We start from the raw sequence: 21,308 nt of genomic DNA on the forward strand, positions 1-21,308 counted from the left end.
TTATAATTTGCCTTTTAAATATTTCCCTGTATGGGATTTTTCACATTTCACACAGTCCTCAGGTGTGCCTGTAAAAATAACCTCTCCACCTTTTTCACCACCTTCTGGACCCAGGTCTATTATATAGTCTGCACATTTTATTACGTCAAGGTTATGTTCAATAATTACTACCGAATTATTACCATCAACAAGCCTTCTGAATATTTTTATCAGTTTGCTTACATCGTCAAAGTGCAAACCTGTGGTGGGTTCATCAAAGATATACAACGTTTTTCCGGTAGAACGCTTCATCAATTCCTTGGCAAGCTTTATCCTTTGCGCCTCACCACCTGAAAGGGTTGTCGCAGCCTGACCAAGTTTTATATAACCAAGCCCCACATCCCTCAGCACTTCTAATTTATTTAAAAGTTTTGGTATATTTTCAAAAAATTCATATGCCTGGTTTACTGTCATATCAAGCACTTCAGCAATATTTTTCCCTTTGTACTTTATATCGAGCGTATCTCTGTTGTACCTTTTACCACCGCATACGTCGCATTTTACATACATATCAGGTAGAAAATGCATTTCAATTTTTATGTACCCTTCCCCCTGACAATTTTCACATCTGCCACCTTTTACATTAAAGCTGAATCTTCCCGGCTTATATCCTCTTAATTTCGAATCGGGCAGTAGAGCAAATATTTCCCTTATATCATTAAAAATGCCTGTATAGGTAGCAGGGTTCGACCTCGGAGTCCTGCCGATAGGGGACTGATCTATGTCTATTACTTTGTCTATGTAATCTACCCCTTTTATATCTTTGTGCTCTCCAGGTTTCTGTGTCCCAAAACCTATTTTCCTTTTTAACCCCTGATAAAGCACATCCATTATTAATGTAGATTTGCCAGAACCGCTTACACCTGTAATACAGGTCATCACTTCAAGTGGAATTTTTACATCTATATTTTTCAGATTGTGCGCACTTGCTCCAATTATCTCAAGGAATTTTTCAGGCTTTTTTCTGACACCTGATATTTCAATTTTTTTTCTTCCAAAAAGATAATCTGATGTTAAAGAATTGGAAACTTCCTTAAGGCCATCGATACTGCCCGCATATACCACTTCACCACCTTTCCTGCCAGCAAATGGCCCCATATCTATAATATAGTCCGACTGCAAAATAGTATCCTCGTCGTGCTCTACAACTATCAATGTATTTCCTATATCCCTCAAACCTTTCAATGTTGCAATAAGTCTGTCATTATCCCTTTGATGAAGCCCAATGCTTGGCTCATCCAAAACATAAAGCACCCCTGTAAGCCCCGAGCCTACCTGGGTAGCAAGCCTTATTCTCTGTGACTCACCACCGCTTAAGGTAGATGCTTTCCTGTCAAGAGTGATATAATCAAGACCAACGTCAATCAAAAACTTTAATCTTCTTTTTATTTCTCTTAAAATCTTTTCTGCAACTTCCGCCTTAAAGCCCTGAAACTTCAGATTTTCCACAAATTCCAATGCAGAGAAAATATTCATAGAGGAAAATTCTGCGATGTTAATCCCACCAATTTTAATAGCAAGACTGCTCCTCTTAAGCCTTGTTCCATCACACAAATCACAAGGCATCTCAGACATAAAACTTTTGGCATATTCGACATCACTATACTTATTGGAGTTAAGCTTATCCCTCAGATAACCAGCCACTCCATTAAATTTTGTTTTATATTTAACCTTTTTCTCCCCTTTAAAGGTAAACATTTCGATCTCTTCGTCACTTCCATTAATCAATATATCTATCTTTGACTGTTCGATATTTTTTACAGGGACATTCAGGTCTATAGAATATTTCTCCGACAAAGCAAGAAGCATTGAATAGAAATGAAAGTTGTCAAAGTGAGCCCATGGCTTTATTGCTCCTTCTCTTATACTCAAGTTTTTATCTGGAATTATTGCATCCGGGTCAAAAACAAGTTTCTCCCCCAGGCCATCACATTTGGGACATGCACCATAAGGGTTGTTAAATGAAAATATTCTTGGTTCCACTTCAGAAAAACTTATATTGCAGTCAATACATGCGAATTTTTCACTAAAAAGATACTCTTTTTCTTCAGTTTTTATCTTGACAAGACCATCAGACAGCTTAAGAGCAACCTCTATTGAATCTGTTAGCCTTCTTGCAATCTCACTTCTGATTTTCAACCTGTCAATCACCACATTGATATCGTGTTTGACATTTTTATCCAGCACAATATCTTCATCAAGCCTCACAAGCTCCCCATCAACATAGCACCTTACGTAGCCTTCCTTGAGAAGATTTTTAAACAACTGCCTGTACTCCCCCTTTTTACCTCTGACTATAGGGGATAAAATTTCAATCTTTTCATCTTCAGGAAGTTGCATTACATTATCGACAATCTGTTGCACAGAGTAGCTTTCAATCTGCCTGTCGCAGGAAGGGCAATAAACATCCCCCACTCTTGCATACAACAGCCTAAGGTAATCGTAGATTTCAGTAATAGTGCCAACAGTTGATCTTGGATTTTTGCTAATAGATTTTTGCTCAATACTAATCGCTGGAGAAAGATATTCAATTGAATCAACGTCAGGCTTTTCCATTAACTCAAGAAATTGCCTTGCATATGCAGACAAAGATTCCACATACCTTCTTTGCCCCTCCGCATACAAAGTATCAAAGGCAAGAGTAGATTTCCCTGAGCCACTTACACCGGTTATCACAACAAGTTTATTTTTTGGGATATCCACATTGATATTTTTTAAGTTGTGCTGCCTGGCCCCTCTTACAAGAATAAAGTTACTGCTCAAAATTATCAACCTCTTTTAAACTAATCCAACCTATATCTTCATATTTCGGCTCAAGAAAGAACAATACCGACTCCATCCTTTCTCTTATTTTTAATTTTTTTTCATACATCTGTATAATAACACCCTCGAAAACAGTATCTTTAACCCTGATTTTCGGTTTTTTGAATCTAAGTTGCCTTTTCAGATTTTCAATCTCTCTTAAAACTTCCTCTTTTTTGTTTAAAAGTTCTTTTTTATACTCAAGAAGTTTGATAATTTTGGGATTCGAAATAACTGCCCTTGATTTGAGATCGACTTTTGAAAGTGCCTCTGAAGCTTTTTCAATTGCCTGGCTAATTTTCTCGTAATATTCCTCTTTTTCTGCGACCTTATCTTCAAGTGTATAGTCATCTCCTACTTTCACAACAAAGTTTGAAACCCCCTTTGCCCCGAGATTGATACATTCTACCTCAGTAAATGCCTGAATATAACCGCCGGCAAGCACACCTTTATTCTCCGTTGCCAATATTCTGGATTTACTATACAATTTGCTGTTATAGCAATATTTTCTAACAATAATATCACCTTCACAGTACACATTTGCATTTTCAATATAGCCGCATGTAAATTCTTTTTTGGCCTTGAAAAGGTTTTTCCCTTTCCCCTTTATCCCACCTTTTATTACAATACTTTCACCTGAAATAATTGTACAGTCGTCACAGACGCCATCTACAATCACGTCTTTTTTTGCTTCTATCCTAAAACCGAACAATACATCTCCGGTAACATATACAGTTCCGTTAAAGTTAATATTTCCGCAACTGTAATCAACATTTTTAACTTTAAAAAGCGGATAAACTGCCAATCTATTGTTTTTAAAATCAACATAACCGTCTATTTCAGCATAGTATTTCCCATTTTCCTCTCTTACACCTTCAACAAGTTGTATCTCTATGTCTTTACCTTCCTTCGGAGCTATCTCCGTATTTTTTACGGTTACGCCAGGCACTCCTTTGGTAGCTGCTTTTTTAGTTATAAGAAGCTCGCCAGCCTGCACATTTATAATATTAAAGACATTTTTATAATCGACTTTCTCATCAGCCTTTAGTTCTCTTTTTTCAATTTTATCCTCATAATGCTTTATAAGTAAAGCATCTTTGCCATTTATAGGCTCAACTCCTGAGGCAATTAAAACATCTTCAATTATATTCCCAAAATCAGAAATCGTAATTGACTCTTTAATTGTCTCTTTTTTCAGCCCCACCTTAATCCCATGTGTCTCAGCCTCGTCAAAAATATCTGTAACAGTAACCTTTTTACCATTATTAACAGGGGGATAAAGGGACAAGTAAGCTTTCATTTCGTCATTTGAAATATAAATCCTGAAAATACCCGGAATATCTCTGTCGGCCTTTATTTCTGCCTTAAACTGTTCATCTGCTTCATTGATCACATATTCATTGTCTTTGAGATGATATATATCCTTTAAAATCTTTTCAAATTTTGCTCTGTCTGTCCTGGAGACAATACCTATAATATCAGCCAACGGGTAACCTCACAATAAACCTTGTATATCTATTTTCCTCTGACTCAACAGCTATATCACCATTATGTGCTTCAACAATTTCCTTAACCACCGCAAGCCCCAGTCCAGTCCCCTTAAGTTTTCCCGTAGTAAAAAACGGATCAAAAATTCTGTTTAAATTTTCTTTTTTTATCCCTTTACCGTTGTCCTCAATTATAAAAATCAAATTTCCATCCTGCAAATAGGCTTCAAATAAAATTCGACCATTCTCACCCACAGCTTCTAATGAGTTATTTATAAGATTAAAGAATACCCTGAAAAGCTTATCCCTATCGCACATAAACTCAATATTTTCCGAAAACTTAAGCTCAAAAGTAACAGGTGTAAGTTTTAAAAGAATATCGACATGTTTCTTAATCTCCTCAAGAAACTCTTTAAGATTTACTTTTGATTTTTGCAAAGCTATCTGCCTGTTTGCAAAGTCAAGAATATCAAGGGTAAGTCCATGTATCAGTTTCACCTCGGTACAAATTGAATCTATATAAAATTTTATCTCTGAGTCCCCTTTCATTTCAATTTCCATAAGCTCAATATAGCTTTGAACAATCTGTAAAAGATTTTTGATATCGTGAGCAATTGAGCTGGTAAATTTGCCTATTACCTGGAGATGCTCCGCCTTTTTCTTCTCTTCATAAAGAGTAAACCTGTTTATTGCAAGAGCACACTGGGATGCTATATAGCCTGCTATCTTAACATCTTTATCACCAAAAAAGTCATCCTCTTTATCGGTCAGATTCAGTACACCTATAATTTTTTCTCTAACCTTCAATGGGAAAGAAAGATATGACTTTGCTTGATACCCAAGCTCATCCTCGCATACATTTTCATTGTTTACAATCACAGGCTTTCCTGTTTTTGCAACCTGGCCACTAATCCCTTCCCCAAGAGGGACTTTGATATCATTGTAATTAACCGGCAAATTGGTAGCTGAAATTATTTTAAGATAATCCCCTTCTGTAAGCATCAGTGAAACTCTTTTGACTTTAAGAAATTTTTCAGTTATATCAAGTATTTGAGGGATAAGTTCATCGGTATTAAATACTGAGTTCATAATTTCAGAAATTTCAAGCAATATATCAAAAATATCCTTTTTCAACTAAAATTCCCTCAATATATTATATTGCATATCCCTTTGAGCCGCCTTAAATCCAGCCTTTTCTATATTATTTACAATTTCTTCAACAGTTATACTGTAAGTGGCACCACAAGCGGCCACTACATTTTCTTCAATCATAAGGCTACCAAAATCATTTCCTCCAAAAAAAAGGCCAATCTGACCAATTTTAGGACCCTGCGTAACCCATGACACCTGTATATTTTTTATATTATACAGGAAAATTCTTGAGAGCGCCAATATTTTTAAATACTCAGTTGCAGTGACAAAATCGCCTCCAAGCTCGGTGTTAAGAGGCTGAAAAGGCCATGGAATAAATGCAGTAAATCCTCCGGTCTCATCCTGCAAGTCTCTTATTTTCTGAAGATGCTCAAGAATAAATTCAATCGGATCATTTTTTTTGAACATCATTGTAGCTGTAGTCTTAAGCCCTAACTTGTGTGCTTTTTTCATCACATCAAGCCACTTATGGGAGTTTATTTTATTGGGGCTTACACGTGTTCTTTCACTATCCACCAACAGCTCAGCTCCTCCGCCGGGGATTGAATCCAATCCGCTATCTATTAGTCTCTTCAAGACATCTTCAACACTCATATTGCTCACATCGGCTATATGACAAATTTCAGGAGGTGAAAATCCATGAATCCATATGTCGTATCTATCCTTTATTTTTTTCAGCAAATTTTCATAATAATCAATTTTCAAGTTTTTATTCAAACCACCCTGCAAAAGGATTTGCGTACCGTTTAGCTGTATTGTTTCATCAATCTTTTTAAATAAATCTTCGTCAGTGATTACATAGGCACCATCTTCATTCTCTCTCTTATAAAAGCCACAAAATCTGCACTGGCAATAACATATGTTTGTGTAGTTAATATTTCTATCAATAACAAACGTAACTTTGTTATCTGAATGATTTTTTCTTCTGACATCGTCTGCTATTTTTCCGATTGTAAGCAGGTCGCTTGACTCAAAAAGCTCAATAGCTTCCTTTCTGGATATTTTATATTTCGACTGATTCATCAATGCCAAGACATACTCCTTTTATTTTTTTAGTTTCAGCACCTTTCAAAAATTTTTCAATATCTGCATTAATAACAGGCCATGTATTGTAATGCATGGGGATAACTATTTTAGGTTTTATCAAATCCAATGCATAAAGTGCCTCATCCACATCCATAGTGAAGTTTCCGCCCACAGGCAAAAGGGCAACATCTATTTTATTTAAATCCCCTATAAGCTTCATATCGTAAAAAAGCGCTGTATCTCCAGCAAAATATATTATTTTTTCAAAAAAATTAATAATAAACCCTGCCGCAATGCCACCATATATCCTTCCATCATCTTCCATTATACTTGATGAATGAACAGCCTGGCACATTTTTACGTAGCCAAATTCAGTATTAAGTTTCCCGCCAATATTCATAGGTGCAATATTTTCAACCCCTTTTTTTGAGAGATAAGTTGCCACCTCAAAAATTGAGACAACCCTGGAATTATATTTACTTGCAAGATTCACAGTATCACCAAGGTGATCAGGATGTCCGTGACTTACAAGAATATAGTCGGCTTTCACATCACAATTTAAATTATTTCTTACAGGGCTTTCAGACAAAAAAGGATCCGTTAACACATTTAAACCGTTTTCAGATAACATAAATGCAGCATGACCCAGATAAGTTATTTTCATAAAAACCTCACTGATCAATTGATTAATTATTATAAGGCAAAAAAACTGAAAATTAAAGGATTTTTATATTTAACAATACAATATTGCAGAATCAAGGGGCCAGCACGAATCTAACCTTACAGCCCCTATTTATTTTTATTCTCCATTACTTTGCCGATTCAACATACTCCACAATTGCCTTAGCAAGACGTTTCATGTTTGCCTCAAATTTTTCAACATCTTTTTCAAGAAGGGTCATCCTGAATCCAGGAAGGTGTGTAAAAAATGATGTCAGTGGAACCACACAAATACCCGTAGCACCCAATAAGTAATAAACAAACCTTTTGTCATATTCAATATTTTCAGTCGTTATCTTCTCGACAAATTTCCTAACTGATTCATCATCTATTTTCAAAAATTGCTTATTGTTGAGAACTGCCTCATTGAAAGCTACCGTCATATAGAAAGCACCATTTGTCCTGTTTACTATCGTATAAGGAACATCCTTCAATACATTATAAGCAATATTGGAAAGCTTTTCGTAGTGAACAACCCTTTCATGCAGATATTTTTCATACTCAGGATGACTCATGAGTTTAGGGATTGCCATCTGAGGCAATGTAGTAGAACAAACTTCAGCCATTTTCTGATTCAGTATGGCATCTATCAGTCTTTTAAAAGCGGAGTCTTTGTCAGCATTATAAACTTCAATCCATCCGCATCTTGCTCCGGGCCATGGGCACTCTTTTGATATCCCTTTCATACTGATACCTGGCACATCCCCGATAATTTCACACAAAGAGAGTGTTTTCTGGCCATTGTAAGTCATATTGTTATAAATCTCGTCAAAAATAAGAAACAGGTCATACTTTTTAGCAATTTCCACTATTCTTCTAAGTGTCTCTTCAGGGTAAACAAAACCGGTAGGATTATCCGGATTGATGACCAGAATCCCCACTATTGAGTTGTGGCTCTTGACTTTTCTTTCCAACTCATTCATATCAGGATGCCAATTGTTATAAGGGTTCATCTTATATGTATTTGGAGGGAAAGACGCATGAAGCACTTCGGCGAGCAAATGCGTAGAGTAGGTTGGCTCAGGCATTATAACCCTCGCATCAACCCTCATGGAGCTATAGCTTCTGGCAATAGCATCGCCAAGACCATTGAAAAATATTATATCATCGGCAGTAATCTGCACCCCACCCTTTTTATTAACCTGCTCTGCCAAAAACTGTCTTGTACTCAAAACACCTTTTGTAGGGGAGTACGCAAACGATAAATCATCATCTACAACCTCTTTTATAATACCTTTCATCCACTCAGGAATTTTCTCCCCCTTTATTACAGGGTCCCCTATATTTTCAAAATAAACCTCTCGTCCATTTTTGATTAACTCATCTGCCACTTTGACAATGTTTCTTATCTCATAAGTCAAACCGCTGCCACTTTTTGCAATATCAAACTTCATAGACTACCTTCCCCTTTACACATTTTAATTTGCGATTTATAATACATTTCGGGGAAAAAATCAGTAAAAATTTACATATTTAACAAAATAAGTAAAAATCATTTGATAAAATTGAAAAAAACTGTTAAACATACAAGGGGATTTTTCAAATAAGTTTTTGACTATAAAAAGTTAAGAGGGATTTTAATGAAGTTGTCACAATATTATATTCAAACGCTAAGAGAAACACCTTCTGATGCAGAAGTTGTTAGCCATAAACTGATGCTGAGAGCCGGCATGATAAAAAAGGCTGCAGCAGGAATTTATTCGTACCTGCCGCTTGGCCTAAGAGTCATAAGAAAGGTGGAAAATATCGTCAGAAAATACATGAATGAGGCTGGCGCAATTGAAACGCTTATGCCTTCTGTTGTTCCTGCTGAATTATGGAAGGAGTCTGGCAGGTGGTTTGTTTACGGCAAGGAGCTTTTAAGATTCAAAGACAGACACGACAGGGATTTTTGTTTTGGACCTACCCATGAGGAAGTGATTACTGATATTGTTCGCAACGACATTAAATCCTACAAACAGCTTCCGGTCAATCTGTATCAGATTCAGACCAAATTCAGAGATGAAGTAAGACCAAGATTTGGACTTATGAGGGGCAGAGAGTTTATTATGAAGGATGCCTACTCTTTTGACATTGACAATGAAGGTGCTGAAGTCAGCTACAATAAAATGAAGGAAGCATACTGCAAAATATTCGAAGCTTGCGGGCTAAAATACAGAATGGTTGATGCAGACAGCGGTGCAATCGGCGGTTCTTTTTCACATGAGTTTATGGTTTTGGCCGATACGGGAGAAGATTTTGTAATCTCATGTGACAACTGCAACTATTCTGCCAACATTGAAAAGGCTGTCGTTGTTGATAAGCCTGAGGAAAACACTGAGGCACTTGCAAGCGTAGAAGAAAGGCTTACGCCTGGCCAAAAAACTGTGGAGGAAGTTGCAAAGTTTTTAAATTTGCCTACAAAAAAAATCGTCAAAACAATGATTTTAAAAGTGGACGAAAATGTCGTAGCCGTTATGATAAGAGGCGACCATGAGTTAAACCTGCCGAAAGTTAAAAATTATCTCGGTGGCTCAGTCATAGAATTTGCTGACAAAAATGATATAGAAATGGTTTCAGATGGCCCAATGGGGTATTCGGGACCTATCGGTCTTAAATGCAAGGTTTATGCTGACAATGCAATCAAACATCTTAAAAACTATGTAGTAGGCGGCAATAAAAAAGATTTACATCTTTTAAACGTAAATCATGAAAGAGATTTTAAAATAGAAGCTTTTGGAGATTTCAGAAATGCAACCCCTGGTGACACATGTCCTGAATGTAATAAGGGGAAATTTCAATTAACAAAAGGTATTGAAGTAGGCCATATTTTCAAGCTGGGGACAAAATACTCTGAAGCAATGAACTGTGTTTTTCTGGACAAAGATGGGAAGGCAAAACCTATGATAATGGGGTGCTATGGTATAGGTATAGGAAGAACAGCCGCTGCTGCAATAGAGCAAAATCACGATGAAAAGGGGATTATCTGGCCTGTACAGCTTGCACCTTTTGAAGTAGTTGTCGTTCCTCTAAACACCAACGATGAAGATGTTATCAAAACTGCCGATAATATATATACAAGGCTTTTAAACAAAGGGGTTGACGTCTGTATAGATGACAGAAACGAAAGAGCTGGAGTAAAATTTAATGATGCAGACCTCATTGGCTATCCCGTAAGAGTCAATGTAGGGAAGAAGGCGCTTGCAGACGGCTGTGTAGAAATACATATTAGAAAAAGTGGTGAGCAAATTAATGTTTTGATTGATGATGCTTGTGATAAAATAATAAATGTAATTGAGGGGTTGAAACAGTAGCATGAGAAAAAAGAAAAAAAAGCCTGAAAAACTTTCAATACTTGTATTTAAAGAAAATGATTTATCTGCTGTCTACAAAAAAAAGGTAAACACTTCTGTAATAAAATACTCCATCATTTCATTGCTAATATTTTTTGTTGTTTCCTCTTTGTCTTTCTACTTTTTATTTGACCTTTACACAGAAAGACACAAAATGTTAGCTTACGGAAAGGAAAATGAGCTATTAAAACTCAAAATAGCAGACTACAAAGAGCAAATTAACCGCATAAATGAAAAAGTTGCGTATCTTGACCAGCTTGAAAGCAAAATAAGAGACCTTTCAAAAGTAGTAAATGAAACCGAGACACAAATAGCCATTGGCGGAAAAGAAGTAGATTTGTCCAAAGATTTTTCTGCAGTATCAAAAAGAAAAGAGAAACAGTATTTTGAAGATTTAAGCGAAACTATCGCATCACTTTCAGATAAACTGCAGGAAAGGGAAAACAGTCTTTCAGAGCTTGTAGATATGCTTGAAGAACAAAGACTTCTCTACCTCTCAACCCCTTCTGTAATGCCTGTAAACGGATGGATATCAAGCAAGTTTGGATACAGAATTTCACCTTTTACCAACAGAAAAGTTTTCCATGAAGGGATTGACATAGCTGCAATGTATGGAGCTGAAGTTAAGGCTACTGCAAATGGCCTTGTCATATTTGCAGGCTACAAACCTGGTTATGGAAATCTTGTGACTATTGACCATGGTTTTGGTTTTGTGACAAGATATGCCCACAACAGCAAGATTCTCGTAAAAGTAGGGGATAAAGTAAGCAAAGGTGATGTTATTGCAAAAGTTGGCAATTCAGGAAAAAGCACAGGTCCACACTGTCACTACGAAGTACTCGTAAATGGTGTGCCGGTTAACCCTGTAAAATTTATTGCTGAACTTGAAGAGCAAAAATAAAAAAACTTATACATTTTGTTGACAAAACAAGACCATGTATATATAATCCCCTTCCTTATTTATACTAAAAATGGAGGTTTACTATGGCTCAAATGCGCAACATGAAAAAACCTAGCAACATTAAAAGAAAGCGCACTCACGGTTTTAGAGCTAGGATGAAAACACGCGGCGGCAGGCTTGTTTTGAAAAGAAGAAGAGCTAAAGGAAGAAAAAGATTAGCTATCTGATAATCAGAAAATGAACCTGTCTTTTAAAAAGGCAGAAAAACTTAGAAAAAATAGTGATTTTTTAGCTGTTTATAGGCAGGGCAAAAAAGAATACGGAAAATATCTTGTAATATATTTTGTTTACCATAAAGACAGCGGTCGTAAAGCAGGATTTGTAGTTAGTAAAAGAGTTAGTAAAAAGGCTGTTGTCCGAAATAAAATAAAAAGAAGACTACGGGAAATTTACCGTTTGAACAGGTTTTCCCTGCCTGAAAACATTTTTCTTATTACAGTAGCTAAACCGGAAATAGTTAAGGCTGATTACAATGAAATTCGTGATGATTTGCTTGAAGCATTTAAGAAAATTTCTAATCGCACTGATTGACATCTACAGTCTTGCTATCTCACCATTTTTAGGTCGAAACTGCAGGTACTATCCCACATGCTCTCACTATGCAAAAGAAGCAATCGCTAAAAAGGGGATTTTAAAAGGGGGTCTCATGGCGGCATATCGAATTTTGAGATGTAACCCTTTCAGCAAGGGAGGATACGACCCGGTAAAATGAACAAGGCTACTCAATTTATCGACACTCAATTTTTTAAATTTAATCGGAGGATTTTTACTTATGGATAAGAGAACTCTTTTGGCAGTCGTTTTAAGTATGGCTGTATTATTGATTTTTCAATTTATTTACAGTCCTGCACCAGTTGTTACAGATAATGCTTCAGCTGGTAACACAACGGTCTCAAACACTACTTCACAGGATGAAGGGAAAAATTTAGAACAAAACATCAACACCGAAACAATCCAAGCAAACACTCTTACTGACCTGGAAATAAAAAAGTTTGACGTTGAAACAGAGAATCTTGTAATAACATTCAATGAAAATACCGGCAATATTAATAGCGTAAAAATAAAAAATTTTGAGCATGCAGGTATTTCACCTAAGTTTCAAACAAAGTCTGATGATTACTTCAAAATAAAAAGTTTGAGCGGAAATGTTGTTAAATCAAAGGTATATAATGAAAATAACAAAAAGGTAGTAGAGTTTGACTTTGAAAACAACGGACTTTTCTCAACAAGAAAGTATATAATAGATGATACTTATTTGATAACTGTATCTGAAACACTGTCAAATATTTCAGATTCCACCTACAAAATCCCTTTTGAAACTATTATAGGTCCTGACCTTGGTGAAGGTTTTGCTGAGAGCAAATATTTGTTTTCAGGTCCGCTTGCATACAACGGAAAAAAGGTAAAACAGGAGCGACCTCAAAAGATTAAAGAAGATATTGAAATAAACGATGCTGTATGGTTTGGCTATACGTCGAAATATTTTGCTTTTTTGAAAATCAACAATGATGATAAAAACGCCGTATTCAAGAAATATAAAGATTCTGCTATCATTTTTAGCAGCTCTGAAACAATCTTAAATCCTCAGTCAAAAATTGAGAAAAATTTTCAATTATTTGTAGGACCCAAAAAATATGACCTTTTAAAATCATACGGCCACAGCCTTGAAAAAAGTATAGATTTTGGTGTATTTTCATTTCTTGCAATCCCGATGCTAAAAATAATGAATATATTCTTTGATGTAACAAAAAACTATGGATGGGCAATTATACTATTAACCATAATTATCAAAATAATTACATACCCTCTTACGTTTAAAAGTATGGCATCTATGAAAAAAATGAAAGATTTACAACCAAAAATGGCCGAAATAAAGGAAAAATTCAAAGGGGATGCCCAGAAGATGAATGCGGCTATGATGGAGCTTTATCGCAAACATGGTGTAAATCCAATGGGTGGATGCCTTCCTATACTAATTCAGATTCCAATCTTCTTTGCACTTTATAAAGCTCTGCTTGTTTCTATTGAGCTTAAAGGTGCACCGTTTATCTTTTGGCTTGCTGACCTTTCAGAAAAAGATCCATACTACATAACTCCTATACTAATGGGTGCTTCAATGTTTTTCCAGCAAAAATTAACCCCATCTGCTGGTGACCCGATGCAGCAAAAATTATTTATGTTTATGCCAATAATTTTTACATTTATGTTTTTGAACTTTCCATCCGGGCTTGTTATCTACTGGCTAACAAACAATATTTTGTCAATTATTCAGCAAATTATTATTAACAAAAAAACTGCGTGAGGAGAGTATGAAATATTTTGAGATAGAAGCTTTAAGTATTGACGAAGCTATTGACAAGGTGGTTTCTGAACACAAATTTCCAAAAGAGTTTATTGAAGCAGAAGCAATAGAAGAAGGCTCAAAGGGTTTTCTTGGCATTGGCAAAAAAAATGGACTTTACAAAGTTAAAGTAAACGACTATGAATTTTTGAAAAGGAAAATAAGGCTTACTCTAACCGAAATCCTTGAAAAAATGGGCATAACTGATTTCAGGATAGAGCTGATGGAAGATTATCCGGTATGTAAGTTTAACATAATTTCTGAAGACTCAAACATATTAATAGGTAAAACGGCTCAAACATTAAATGCAATCCAGCACATAATTGACAAAATTTTTAATCTTGAAGATGATGCGGATAACAATTTTGTCGTAGATGTGGAAAATTACAGAGAGAGAATTTTGACATACCTTAAAGAAAAAGCTACCAGTCTGGCTGCAAATGTTTTAAGAACAGGTAAACCTGCTAAAATGCCTCCGATGGTTACAATGATAAGAAAAGAAATACATATGGCTGTCAAATCGATAAAAGGGGTTAAAACTGAAAGTTACGGTAACGGTGACATAAAAACCCTTTATATTGTGCCTGAAAGGGCAAAAAAAAGAAGAGAGAAAAGATAAGATGGTTATTAAATTTATACTCACCGCCTTTCTGATTTACATAACATTTGTACTTTTCAGAAACAGCAAAAAGCTGTCAGGTAAAAACGAACAGGACCAGAATACTCCTATTGAGCTTGTAAAAGACCCTATTTGTGAAACATTTGTGGAAAAAGACACCCCATACAAAGTAAAACTTTATGATAACCTGTATTTTTTCTGTTCTGAAGAATGCAGGGACAAATTTATAAACAGCAATAAAAAGGAAGGATAATTATGCAAATATTTTTAGACACCGCCAATATTGAAGAGATAAAGGAAATTGCATCTATCGGCATTTTAGATGGTGTTACCACTAACCCAAGCCTGATAGCAAAGGAGAACAGGGATTTCAAAGCAACAATCAAAGAGATATGTGATATCGTAAAAGGGCCTGTAAGTGCAGAAGTTATCGCAACTGATTTTGAAGGTATGATAAAGGAAGCACAGGAACTTGCCTCAATCAGTGAATATGTAGTAGTTAAAATCCCTTTTACATATGAAGGTTTAAAGGCAACAAGCTACCTTTTTAAAAAAAACATACCTGTGAATATGACACTTATTTTTTCTCCAAATCAAGCAGTATTGGCATGCAAAGCAGGGGCAAGATACATCAGCCCTTTTGTAGGTAGGCTTGATGATATAGGCCATGAAGGAATTGAGCTTGCAAGACAGTGCCAGGATATTATTGACACTTACGGCTACGACACCGAAGTTATTGCAGCAAGCATCAGGCACACTGAGCATGTCTTAAAGGTATTGGAATATGGAATAGATATCGCAACACTCCCGCACAAAGTTGTTTTGCAAATGATGAAACACCCCCTTACCGACATAGGAATAGAGAAGTTTCTAAGCGACTGGAAAAAGTTTAATAAATAATGTAAATATGAGCCCTAAAAATTTTGGGCTCTTTTCTTACTTATCTCAAATACAGCTTTTCAACAGCATATTTCAGCTTTTCAATAGGTGCAACCTCTTTTGGGTTTATCTGAAGTTTTTCAGCGTTTGAGTAAAAAATAACCGGTCTCTTAAAATCTTCTGGATGATTGCTGCCATGAATCCTTTCATGGCCTGCATGGTCAGAAGTAATTACCAATAAATAAGATTTACTCCTTTTTATCTTATCAAAAAAATACCCTAACATCTCATCAATAAACCTAAATTCTTCAATATATTCACCAGACAACCATCCACTTTCCGGTCCAACAATATCAAGTCCACTTATATGCAAAAAAATAAACTGTTTTTTTTCGGGGTTAAAAATTTTTACCGCTTCCTCTATCTGACCATCTCTTGAAAAAATTTCCCTGTCTACATAGTCATCAGCAAGATATCCCAGCTTTTCTTTACTGTAAATATAAACAGTCTCATACCCAGCTTTTTTGGCAGTTGTAAAAATTGTTGGCACACCAACCTTTTTCTCACCACTTTTCCATAGGTTGTCAGTTTTCCCATTCTTTTCAGGGAGCATTCCGGTAAGCATTGATGTGTGGGCAATAAGTGTCTTTGGAGGATTTGTACTTTTTCCCTCTTTCAAATAAAAGCCACCTTCAATAAAACTATAAATATTGGGGCAATTTGTTTTACTTATTGCATCCGGATGCAGTGCATCAACAGAAATCATTACTATTGATTGATAGCTGTAACTCACTGTCAATGAGATAGTAAAAATAAAAATAATAATATAAAAAATAATCCTTTTCATAAGAACACCTCTAATTTTCGGTATTTTCCTTAATTTCAGGAATCTCTACAGTAAAAACAGAATATTTTCCGTAAACCGATTCAAGAGTCAAATTTCCATTCAACTTCTCAATTACTCTTTTGACAATGGACAAACCAAGCCCCGTGCCGGATATTCTCTTTTTTACATTTTCCGAACGATAAAATCTCTGGAATATTTTATCTTTTTCTTCATCCTTAATCCCTATGCCTGAGTCATACACCCTAAAGATTATTACGCTATCTTTTTTATAAGCAGATATTTCAATTTTTCCGGATTCAACATTATATTTAATTGCATTTGCTATCAAATTATTTAAAACATGATCAAATAAATCTTCGTCTAAAACTACATACAAATCATTAGGAATATCAATATCTACCGAAATGTTTTTAGCTGCTATCTCATCACTATAAAAATTAAGCCATTTGTCCACAAGTTCTTTCAAATTAAGCGTCTCTGTCTTAAGATTATCTGATGTATATTCAAGTTTTGTAAGAATCAAAAACTGATTAAAAAGCCTGTTAAGATATTTGGAATTTTTAAGAATTACACTTTTTGCTATCTCTTCAACCTCTTTATCATTCTTGCTCCTTACAAGTATATCGCTGTAAGATATGATTTTGGTCAGAGGAGTCCTTATTTCATGTGATAGACTGTCCAATATGTCTGATTTAAACCTGTTGGACTTTATCAATTCCTGGTTTTTAATTTGAAGCTCATCATTTGCCTTTAAATAACCGGAAATTGCCTCCTTTAACTTTACCTTTAAAATTTCCTCATTTTTTATAATCTCAGTATACATTTTACTAAATGCTTCTGATAATTCCTGTATTTCGTCTGCCGTATCAAATATCGGTATATCTACCACTTTGTTATTTATAATGCCTCTGGCGCTTACGCTAAGTTTTTTCAAATATTTGAGAATCATTGTGTGCATCAGGATAATTATTGAAATCAGCAAAGCGCTAAACATAATAAAGCCTGTAGCATAAAAAAGTGTATTATTGGATGCAATAGACTTCTCAATATCCTTCAAAGGTATAAATACCGAAATGCCCCCTCTGAAGTCCCCAACTTTATAACCCTGATATTCATGACATTTCAAACAAGATTCATTTATGTATAGAGGTGCCATGTACCTGTAAACTTTTCCTTTCTGTTTATCATAATATATCTCCTCATACTCCACTTCCCCTTTACGAAAAAGCTCTATAGCCCTTTTCTCAAAATCATCAGGTGCATTTTCCGGATTTACCAGCATATCGCTTGTAATATGAAATTTGAAGTCGGACATTTTATTCGCATATTTCGAAAGCTCTTTTGTAGCAATTGCAGGTACAGGCTCAATCCTATCCTGGTTTTCCGCGACCCATTGACGTGTAACTACTATCATATTAAATAATGTTTTTGCCTGAATCTTTGCCTGTTCAGAAATAATATTTCTCTGATGATTCCATATCAACATCAAAATAGGCGAAATAACCAAAATCATTACAGTTGTAAGATAAACTACAAGTTTGGCCGTAATCTTCATTTATCTATTTTGTACCCGACACCGGATACTGTTTTTATAAAATCCGGAAGGTATCTGGAAAGTTTGCTTCTGATATGCTGCACGTGTACATCAAGACTTCTTGACCATTTGTAGAGGGTATTTTTACCCCAAAGTTCATTAACTATTTGCTCTCTACTGACAATCTGCCCTTTTGACTTTAAAAGAAAAAGTAAGACGTCATACTCTTTTGGAGTTAAATCTATTTTTTCCCCATTAAATGTTGCTTCCCTGCTTTTTGTATCCAGTTTAAGTCCTTTATATTCAATAATCCCTTCTGATTCATCCCTACTACTACAGCATCTTCTCATAATTGCTTTGACTCTTGCAAGTAATTCGATGTTTTCAAATGGTTTTGTAATATAATCATCTGCACCATACTCAAAACAAAGCACCTTTGCAGTTACATTTTCTTTTGCTGATAAGATAATTATTGGCACATCTGATTCTTTCCTGATCAATTTGCATAAATGTTCCCCTTCAAGGTCAGGAAGCCCGAGGTCAAGTATCACCAGGGAATATGAACCTTTTTTAAAAAGCTCAAGACCCCCAAATGCCGTAGTACTAACAGTAACGGCAAAACCCTCGCTGGATAAAAGAATTTTAAGAAGCTGTGTTATCTCGATGTCATCATCTATGACAAGTATTTTACAGTCTTTCATAACGAGTCCTGTGAAATTTTCTTGGATTATTACACCAAAAACAAATCAAATCAATACTGTTTTAAGCAGTATTAACGTTTGTTTTTTAATAAATTATCTTAGATTATATTTTAAACTTTAAGGTTGGTGTTTTTTTGTTGTCAGGACAAATATCCACACAGTCCCCACAATTGTTGCATGCTACACTGCTGCCATCTTTCATCGGGTTAATCGCCATTGGACAAGTTTTTATACAACTTAAGCACATTGAGCAATTTTCATTAACTTTTTCAACCTTTAATAATCTCTTCAGACCAATAAGAGAAAGAAAACTACCCGTTGGGCAAAAGTATCTGCACCAGAACTTGTAATAAAAAAATTCTAACACTATCAGTGTAATAATAAAAGCCATTTCAAATGTAACGTATCCAAACTTTACAAGTACAAGTGCCTGTGAAGATATTACTCCAGGTGCTGATATAAGATTTAATAGGGGTATTCCAGAAATACCCATAACAAATAATCCAAATAGCAGAAAACCCAATCTAAACATATTTGTTTTTACTGTCAAATGGTCTGAATACTCAGTTTTTTTTGTTTTAATTTTCAGTTTTTTCTTTATACTATCAATCATTTCTGTTACCAGATAATATGGGCACATAAAGCTGCACCATATCCTTCCAAAAATAAGCACAAGGAGAACTGGTATTACCAATGAAGCAAACATACTGTAAGTAAACATCTTTGAAGCTACTACAGCCTGTAATATGGCAAGCGGATCAGCCATTGCAATACTCCCAATATCGATGGAATAAAACGTCCCCTTGATAAAATAGATTTCCAGAATATTTAGTACAGGAACAATAAACATTCCCAGAAATACAGCTATCTGCACGCTGCGTCTTATTGTTTTAATCTTCATTCATTTCCCAGCCTTCTATGGAAGTGTTAATTTCAAAGTCGTACTTAAATTGTTTTTTTTCGCCAAAGGTTGAAATATTCTGTTTCTTTTCTATAAGCTTGTCCCCTTTCAAGATGTCTTTGTATTTCTGAGGGTCAGACTTCAGTATTTTTGATCTTCTGTAATAATATCCAGCATCTTTTTCATTGCCCATACCTGTAGGTACAACATTTACTGCTTTTCCATCAGTCGTTTTTACAGGGCACTTTTCCACACATATGCCGCACCCAACACATTTTTCCGTTATAACCGGAAGGATATATTTCTCCATTACAATAGCTTCGTCAGTAAAGGGGCACACATTGTAGCATGTACTGCAAATCATCGCCTTTCCTGTTATTTTACCTGTCTCTTCCTCTTTGAAATAAATAAAATTAAGGCAATCCTCCTGACTTATTACTGCCTTGCCGATATTAACTTTCTCAGGCTCAAAAAGCTTGTTGTCAAGGGCACCGGTAGGGCAAACTTCAGGGCATTTCATACATAAATAACATGCTCTATCTTCCGGAAATATATACGGGGTGCCTATTTGAAGTTTTTCAAAAAGATCAGCTCGTTTTATGCTGTCGTAGGGGCAAACCTCTATACACCTTGCACATCTTATGCAAAGCTCCATAAACTGCTTTTCACCCCTTGCGCCTGGTGGCCTTAACCTGTTCTTTTTGAAAAATCCCTTAAATGGGTTTTCAGAAAGAGTTTTTTGAAGTCTTTCTTTTAAATTCATATTATTTTGATTTTTTTCTTGAAACTCAACATTTCCGGCGTAATTTCACCTTTTTCAATCTTTTCGATAGCATCTTCAAAATTACAGTAATGATGACCAATATCTATTATCTCATCATGTTGCTTGAGTTCATTACATATTCTATCCAGAGTCTCTTCTGAATCAACTTCAAATACAATAATTACTCTCAGGCCATCTTCAGATGTCGAATAAACTTTAATTTCATTATAATTTTTAAGAATCTCAATAGCTTTTTTAGTGCTCCCCTTTTCTATATTAACAACGCTGCCAACTATCAACATAACTTTCTCCTCATCTAAAAGCCCCCGCAAAGGGGGGCTCACATTTAACTATACTTGGAGTTAATATCACTTATCACAACTTTATCTTCTATTTTAACAGGCCCTGATACCCTTTGAATCCTTACTGCTGCAATTTTAAATTCAGGCTCTTTTGAACCCGGGTCAACCGCATCATTACACACAAAGTTAATCATTCTGTCAAATGCCTGGTCATGCCATGGTACAAACAAAATTCCCGGCATTGATGTTTTTGTCACAACAGCAGGCAATACGGACTTACCTCGTTTGCTTTCAACAAGCACCATATCTCCGGTCACAATATTGTATTTTGATGCATCCGCCGGATGGATTTCCAGATAACCGTTTGGATGTGCCCTTGCAATCTCAGGAATCCTCATTGTCATTGTACCTGTATGCCACTGTTCAATAACTCTACCTGTGGTAAGATAAAATGGATATTGTGCATCAGGCACCTCAGCAGCTTCCTTATAAGGCCTAAGCCAAATATTCGCCCTTCCTTCATTTTTATTATCCATGTAAAAATATACCTTTGCATTTGTTGGTATCTCTTTACCAAACTTCTTTAAAAATCCCTCATGCTCAAACATTGGGTCCAGCCCCCTTACATACCTTTTATAGGTACCAGGATGCTCAACGGATGGACATGGCCACTGAAGTCCGGCTGCCTCTCTTTTCAACCTTTCGTAAGTGGCACCATAAAGTGTATGATCAGTATCCTTTGTAACTCTTATATACTCACTCCACGCCATTTCGTTTGCTTTCATGGAATCATCCATATTCCACGGAATAAGTTTTTCAAGACCCATTCTCTTTGCAATTTGCGCTGCAATCCATATATCAGGTTTTGCCTCAAAAGGTGGCTCTACACATTTTTCCGTAAG

General features: G+C 35.6%; 22 protein-coding genes. 9 read left to right on the forward strand and 13 right to left on the reverse strand.

The genetic code is table 11. The annotated features are described in order from the left end of the window. The 6 genes from uvrA to ACTCAF_RS01375 all read right to left on the reverse strand — a co-directional run bounded on the left by uvrA (nt 1) and on the right by ACTCAF_RS01375 (nt 8,620). Nucleotides 1-2,802 (reverse strand): excinuclease ABC subunit UvrA, encoded by a 2,802-nt coding sequence (gene uvrA, locus ACTCAF_RS01350; protein ID WP_463061501.1) that lies wholly within the window; start codon nt 2,800-2,802, stop codon nt 1-3. Beyond that, nucleotides 2,792-4,327 carry a DUF342 domain-containing protein gene (locus ACTCAF_RS01355; RefSeq protein ID WP_463061502.1) on the reverse strand — a complete coding sequence of 512 codons (1,536 nt, stop codon included), beginning with the start codon at nt 4,325-4,327 and terminating at the stop codon, nt 2,792-2,794. Before ACTCAF_RS01355 ends, uvrA begins: the two co-directional genes overlap by 11 nt. Continuing rightward, entirely contained in the window at nt 4,320-5,417 is a 1,098-nt protein-coding gene (locus ACTCAF_RS01360; RefSeq protein ID WP_463061503.1) for an ATP-binding protein, read from the reverse strand. Before ACTCAF_RS01360 ends, ACTCAF_RS01355 begins: the two co-directional genes overlap by 8 nt. Before the next feature lie 45 nt (nt 5,418-5,462). Further along, on the reverse strand, nt 5,463-6,503 hold the full coding sequence (gene mqnC / locus ACTCAF_RS01365) for a cyclic dehypoxanthinyl futalosine synthase (protein WP_463061504.1): 1,041 nt from the start codon (nt 6,501-6,503) through the stop codon (nt 5,463-5,465). Further along, a complete protein-coding gene (locus ACTCAF_RS01370) occupies nt 6,484-7,170 on the reverse strand; it encodes a metal-dependent hydrolase (RefSeq protein ID WP_463061505.1) in 687 nt (228 codons plus the stop codon). The genes mqnC and ACTCAF_RS01370 overlap by 20 nt, the downstream gene beginning before the upstream one ends. 145 nt (nt 7,171-7,315) lie before the next feature. Further along, nucleotides 7,316-8,620 (reverse strand): pyridoxal phosphate-dependent aminotransferase, encoded by a 1,305-nt coding sequence (locus tag ACTCAF_RS01375; protein ID WP_463061506.1) that lies wholly within the window; start codon nt 8,618-8,620, stop codon nt 7,316-7,318. Nucleotides 8,621-8,806: 186 nt separating this feature from the next. On the opposite strand from ACTCAF_RS01375, the gene ACTCAF_RS01380 reads away from it, so the two are divergent. The 9 genes from ACTCAF_RS01380 to fsa all read left to right on the forward strand — a co-directional run bounded on the left by ACTCAF_RS01380 (nt 8,807) and on the right by fsa (nt 15,379). After that, a complete protein-coding gene (locus ACTCAF_RS01380; protein ID WP_463061507.1) occupies nt 8,807-10,519 on the forward strand; it encodes a proline--tRNA ligase in 1,713 nt (570 codons plus the stop codon). A 1-nt stretch (nt 10,520) separates the two neighbouring features. Further along, the gene (locus ACTCAF_RS01385) at nt 10,521-11,459 is read left to right on the forward strand and encodes a M23 family metallopeptidase (RefSeq protein WP_463061508.1); all 939 of its coding nucleotides are present in this window, start codon (nt 10,521-10,523) and stop codon (nt 11,457-11,459) included. A gap of 92 nt (nt 11,460-11,551) precedes the next feature. Beyond that, nucleotides 11,552-11,686 carry a 50S ribosomal protein L34 gene (gene rpmH, locus ACTCAF_RS01390; protein ID WP_463061524.1) on the forward strand — a complete coding sequence of 45 codons (135 nt, stop codon included), beginning with the start codon at nt 11,552-11,554 and terminating at the stop codon, nt 11,684-11,686. Nucleotides 11,687-11,696: 10 nt separating this feature from the next. Further along, entirely contained in the window at nt 11,697-12,050 is a 354-nt protein-coding gene (rnpA, locus tag ACTCAF_RS01395; protein ID WP_463061509.1) for a ribonuclease P protein component, read from the forward strand. Continuing rightward, entirely contained in the window at nt 12,004-12,231 is a 228-nt protein-coding gene (gene yidD / locus ACTCAF_RS01400; RefSeq protein WP_463061510.1) for a membrane protein insertion efficiency factor YidD, read from the forward strand. Before rnpA ends, yidD begins: the two co-directional genes overlap by 47 nt. 60 nt (nt 12,232-12,291) lie before the next feature. Further along, nucleotides 12,292-13,821 (forward strand): membrane protein insertase YidC, encoded by a 1,530-nt coding sequence (gene yidC / locus ACTCAF_RS01405; protein ID WP_463061511.1) that lies wholly within the window; start codon nt 12,292-12,294, stop codon nt 13,819-13,821. Nucleotides 13,822-13,828: 7 nt separating this feature from the next. Then, nucleotides 13,829-14,479 (forward strand): Jag family protein, encoded by a 651-nt coding sequence (locus tag ACTCAF_RS01410; protein ID WP_463061512.1) that lies wholly within the window; start codon nt 13,829-13,831, stop codon nt 14,477-14,479. A gap of 1 nt (nt 14,480) precedes the next feature. After that, nucleotides 14,481-14,732 carry a YHS domain-containing protein gene (locus ACTCAF_RS01415; protein WP_463061513.1) on the forward strand — a complete coding sequence of 84 codons (252 nt, stop codon included), beginning with the start codon at nt 14,481-14,483 and terminating at the stop codon, nt 14,730-14,732. Nucleotides 14,733-14,734: 2 nt separating this feature from the next. Continuing rightward, complete coding sequence (gene fsa, locus ACTCAF_RS01420) at nt 14,735-15,379, forward strand: fructose-6-phosphate aldolase (RefSeq protein WP_463061514.1); 645 nt, start codon at nt 14,735-14,737, stop codon at nt 15,377-15,379. A 40-nt stretch (nt 15,380-15,419) separates the two neighbouring features. Here the strand turns inward: fsa and ACTCAF_RS01425 are convergent, their stop codons facing one another. The 7 genes from ACTCAF_RS01425 to ACTCAF_RS01455 all read right to left on the reverse strand — a co-directional run. Further along, nucleotides 15,420-16,205, reverse strand: coding sequence for an alkaline phosphatase family protein (locus tag ACTCAF_RS01425; protein WP_463061515.1), 786 nt, complete (start codon nt 16,203-16,205; stop codon nt 15,420-15,422). 10 nt (nt 16,206-16,215) lie between these two features. Beyond that, complete coding sequence (locus ACTCAF_RS01430) at nt 16,216-17,760, reverse strand: ATP-binding protein (protein ID WP_463061516.1); 1,545 nt, start codon at nt 17,758-17,760, stop codon at nt 16,216-16,218. After that, nucleotides 17,757-18,440 (reverse strand): response regulator transcription factor, encoded by a 684-nt coding sequence (locus ACTCAF_RS01435; protein WP_463061517.1) that lies wholly within the window; start codon nt 18,438-18,440, stop codon nt 17,757-17,759. The genes ACTCAF_RS01430 and ACTCAF_RS01435 overlap by 4 nt, the downstream gene beginning before the upstream one ends. Nucleotides 18,441-18,543: 103 nt before the next feature. Continuing rightward, entirely contained in the window at nt 18,544-19,341 is a 798-nt protein-coding gene (locus ACTCAF_RS01440; protein ID WP_463061518.1) for a 4Fe-4S binding protein, read from the reverse strand. Beyond that, the gene (locus ACTCAF_RS01445) at nt 19,331-20,104 is read right to left on the reverse strand and encodes a 4Fe-4S dicluster domain-containing protein (RefSeq protein ID WP_463061519.1); all 774 of its coding nucleotides are present in this window, start codon (nt 20,102-20,104) and stop codon (nt 19,331-19,333) included. Before ACTCAF_RS01445 ends, ACTCAF_RS01440 begins: the two co-directional genes overlap by 11 nt. Continuing rightward, nucleotides 20,101-20,406 (reverse strand): chaperone NapD, encoded by a 306-nt coding sequence (locus ACTCAF_RS01450; RefSeq protein WP_463061520.1) that lies wholly within the window; start codon nt 20,404-20,406, stop codon nt 20,101-20,103. Before ACTCAF_RS01450 ends, ACTCAF_RS01445 begins: the two co-directional genes overlap by 4 nt. A 44-nt stretch (nt 20,407-20,450) precedes the next feature. After that, nucleotides 20,451-21,308 (reverse strand): molybdopterin oxidoreductase family protein (locus ACTCAF_RS01455; RefSeq protein ID WP_463061521.1); only part of this gene is annotated, 858 nt, incomplete at its 5' end.

Source organism: Deferrivibrio sp., from assembly GCF_055117995.1.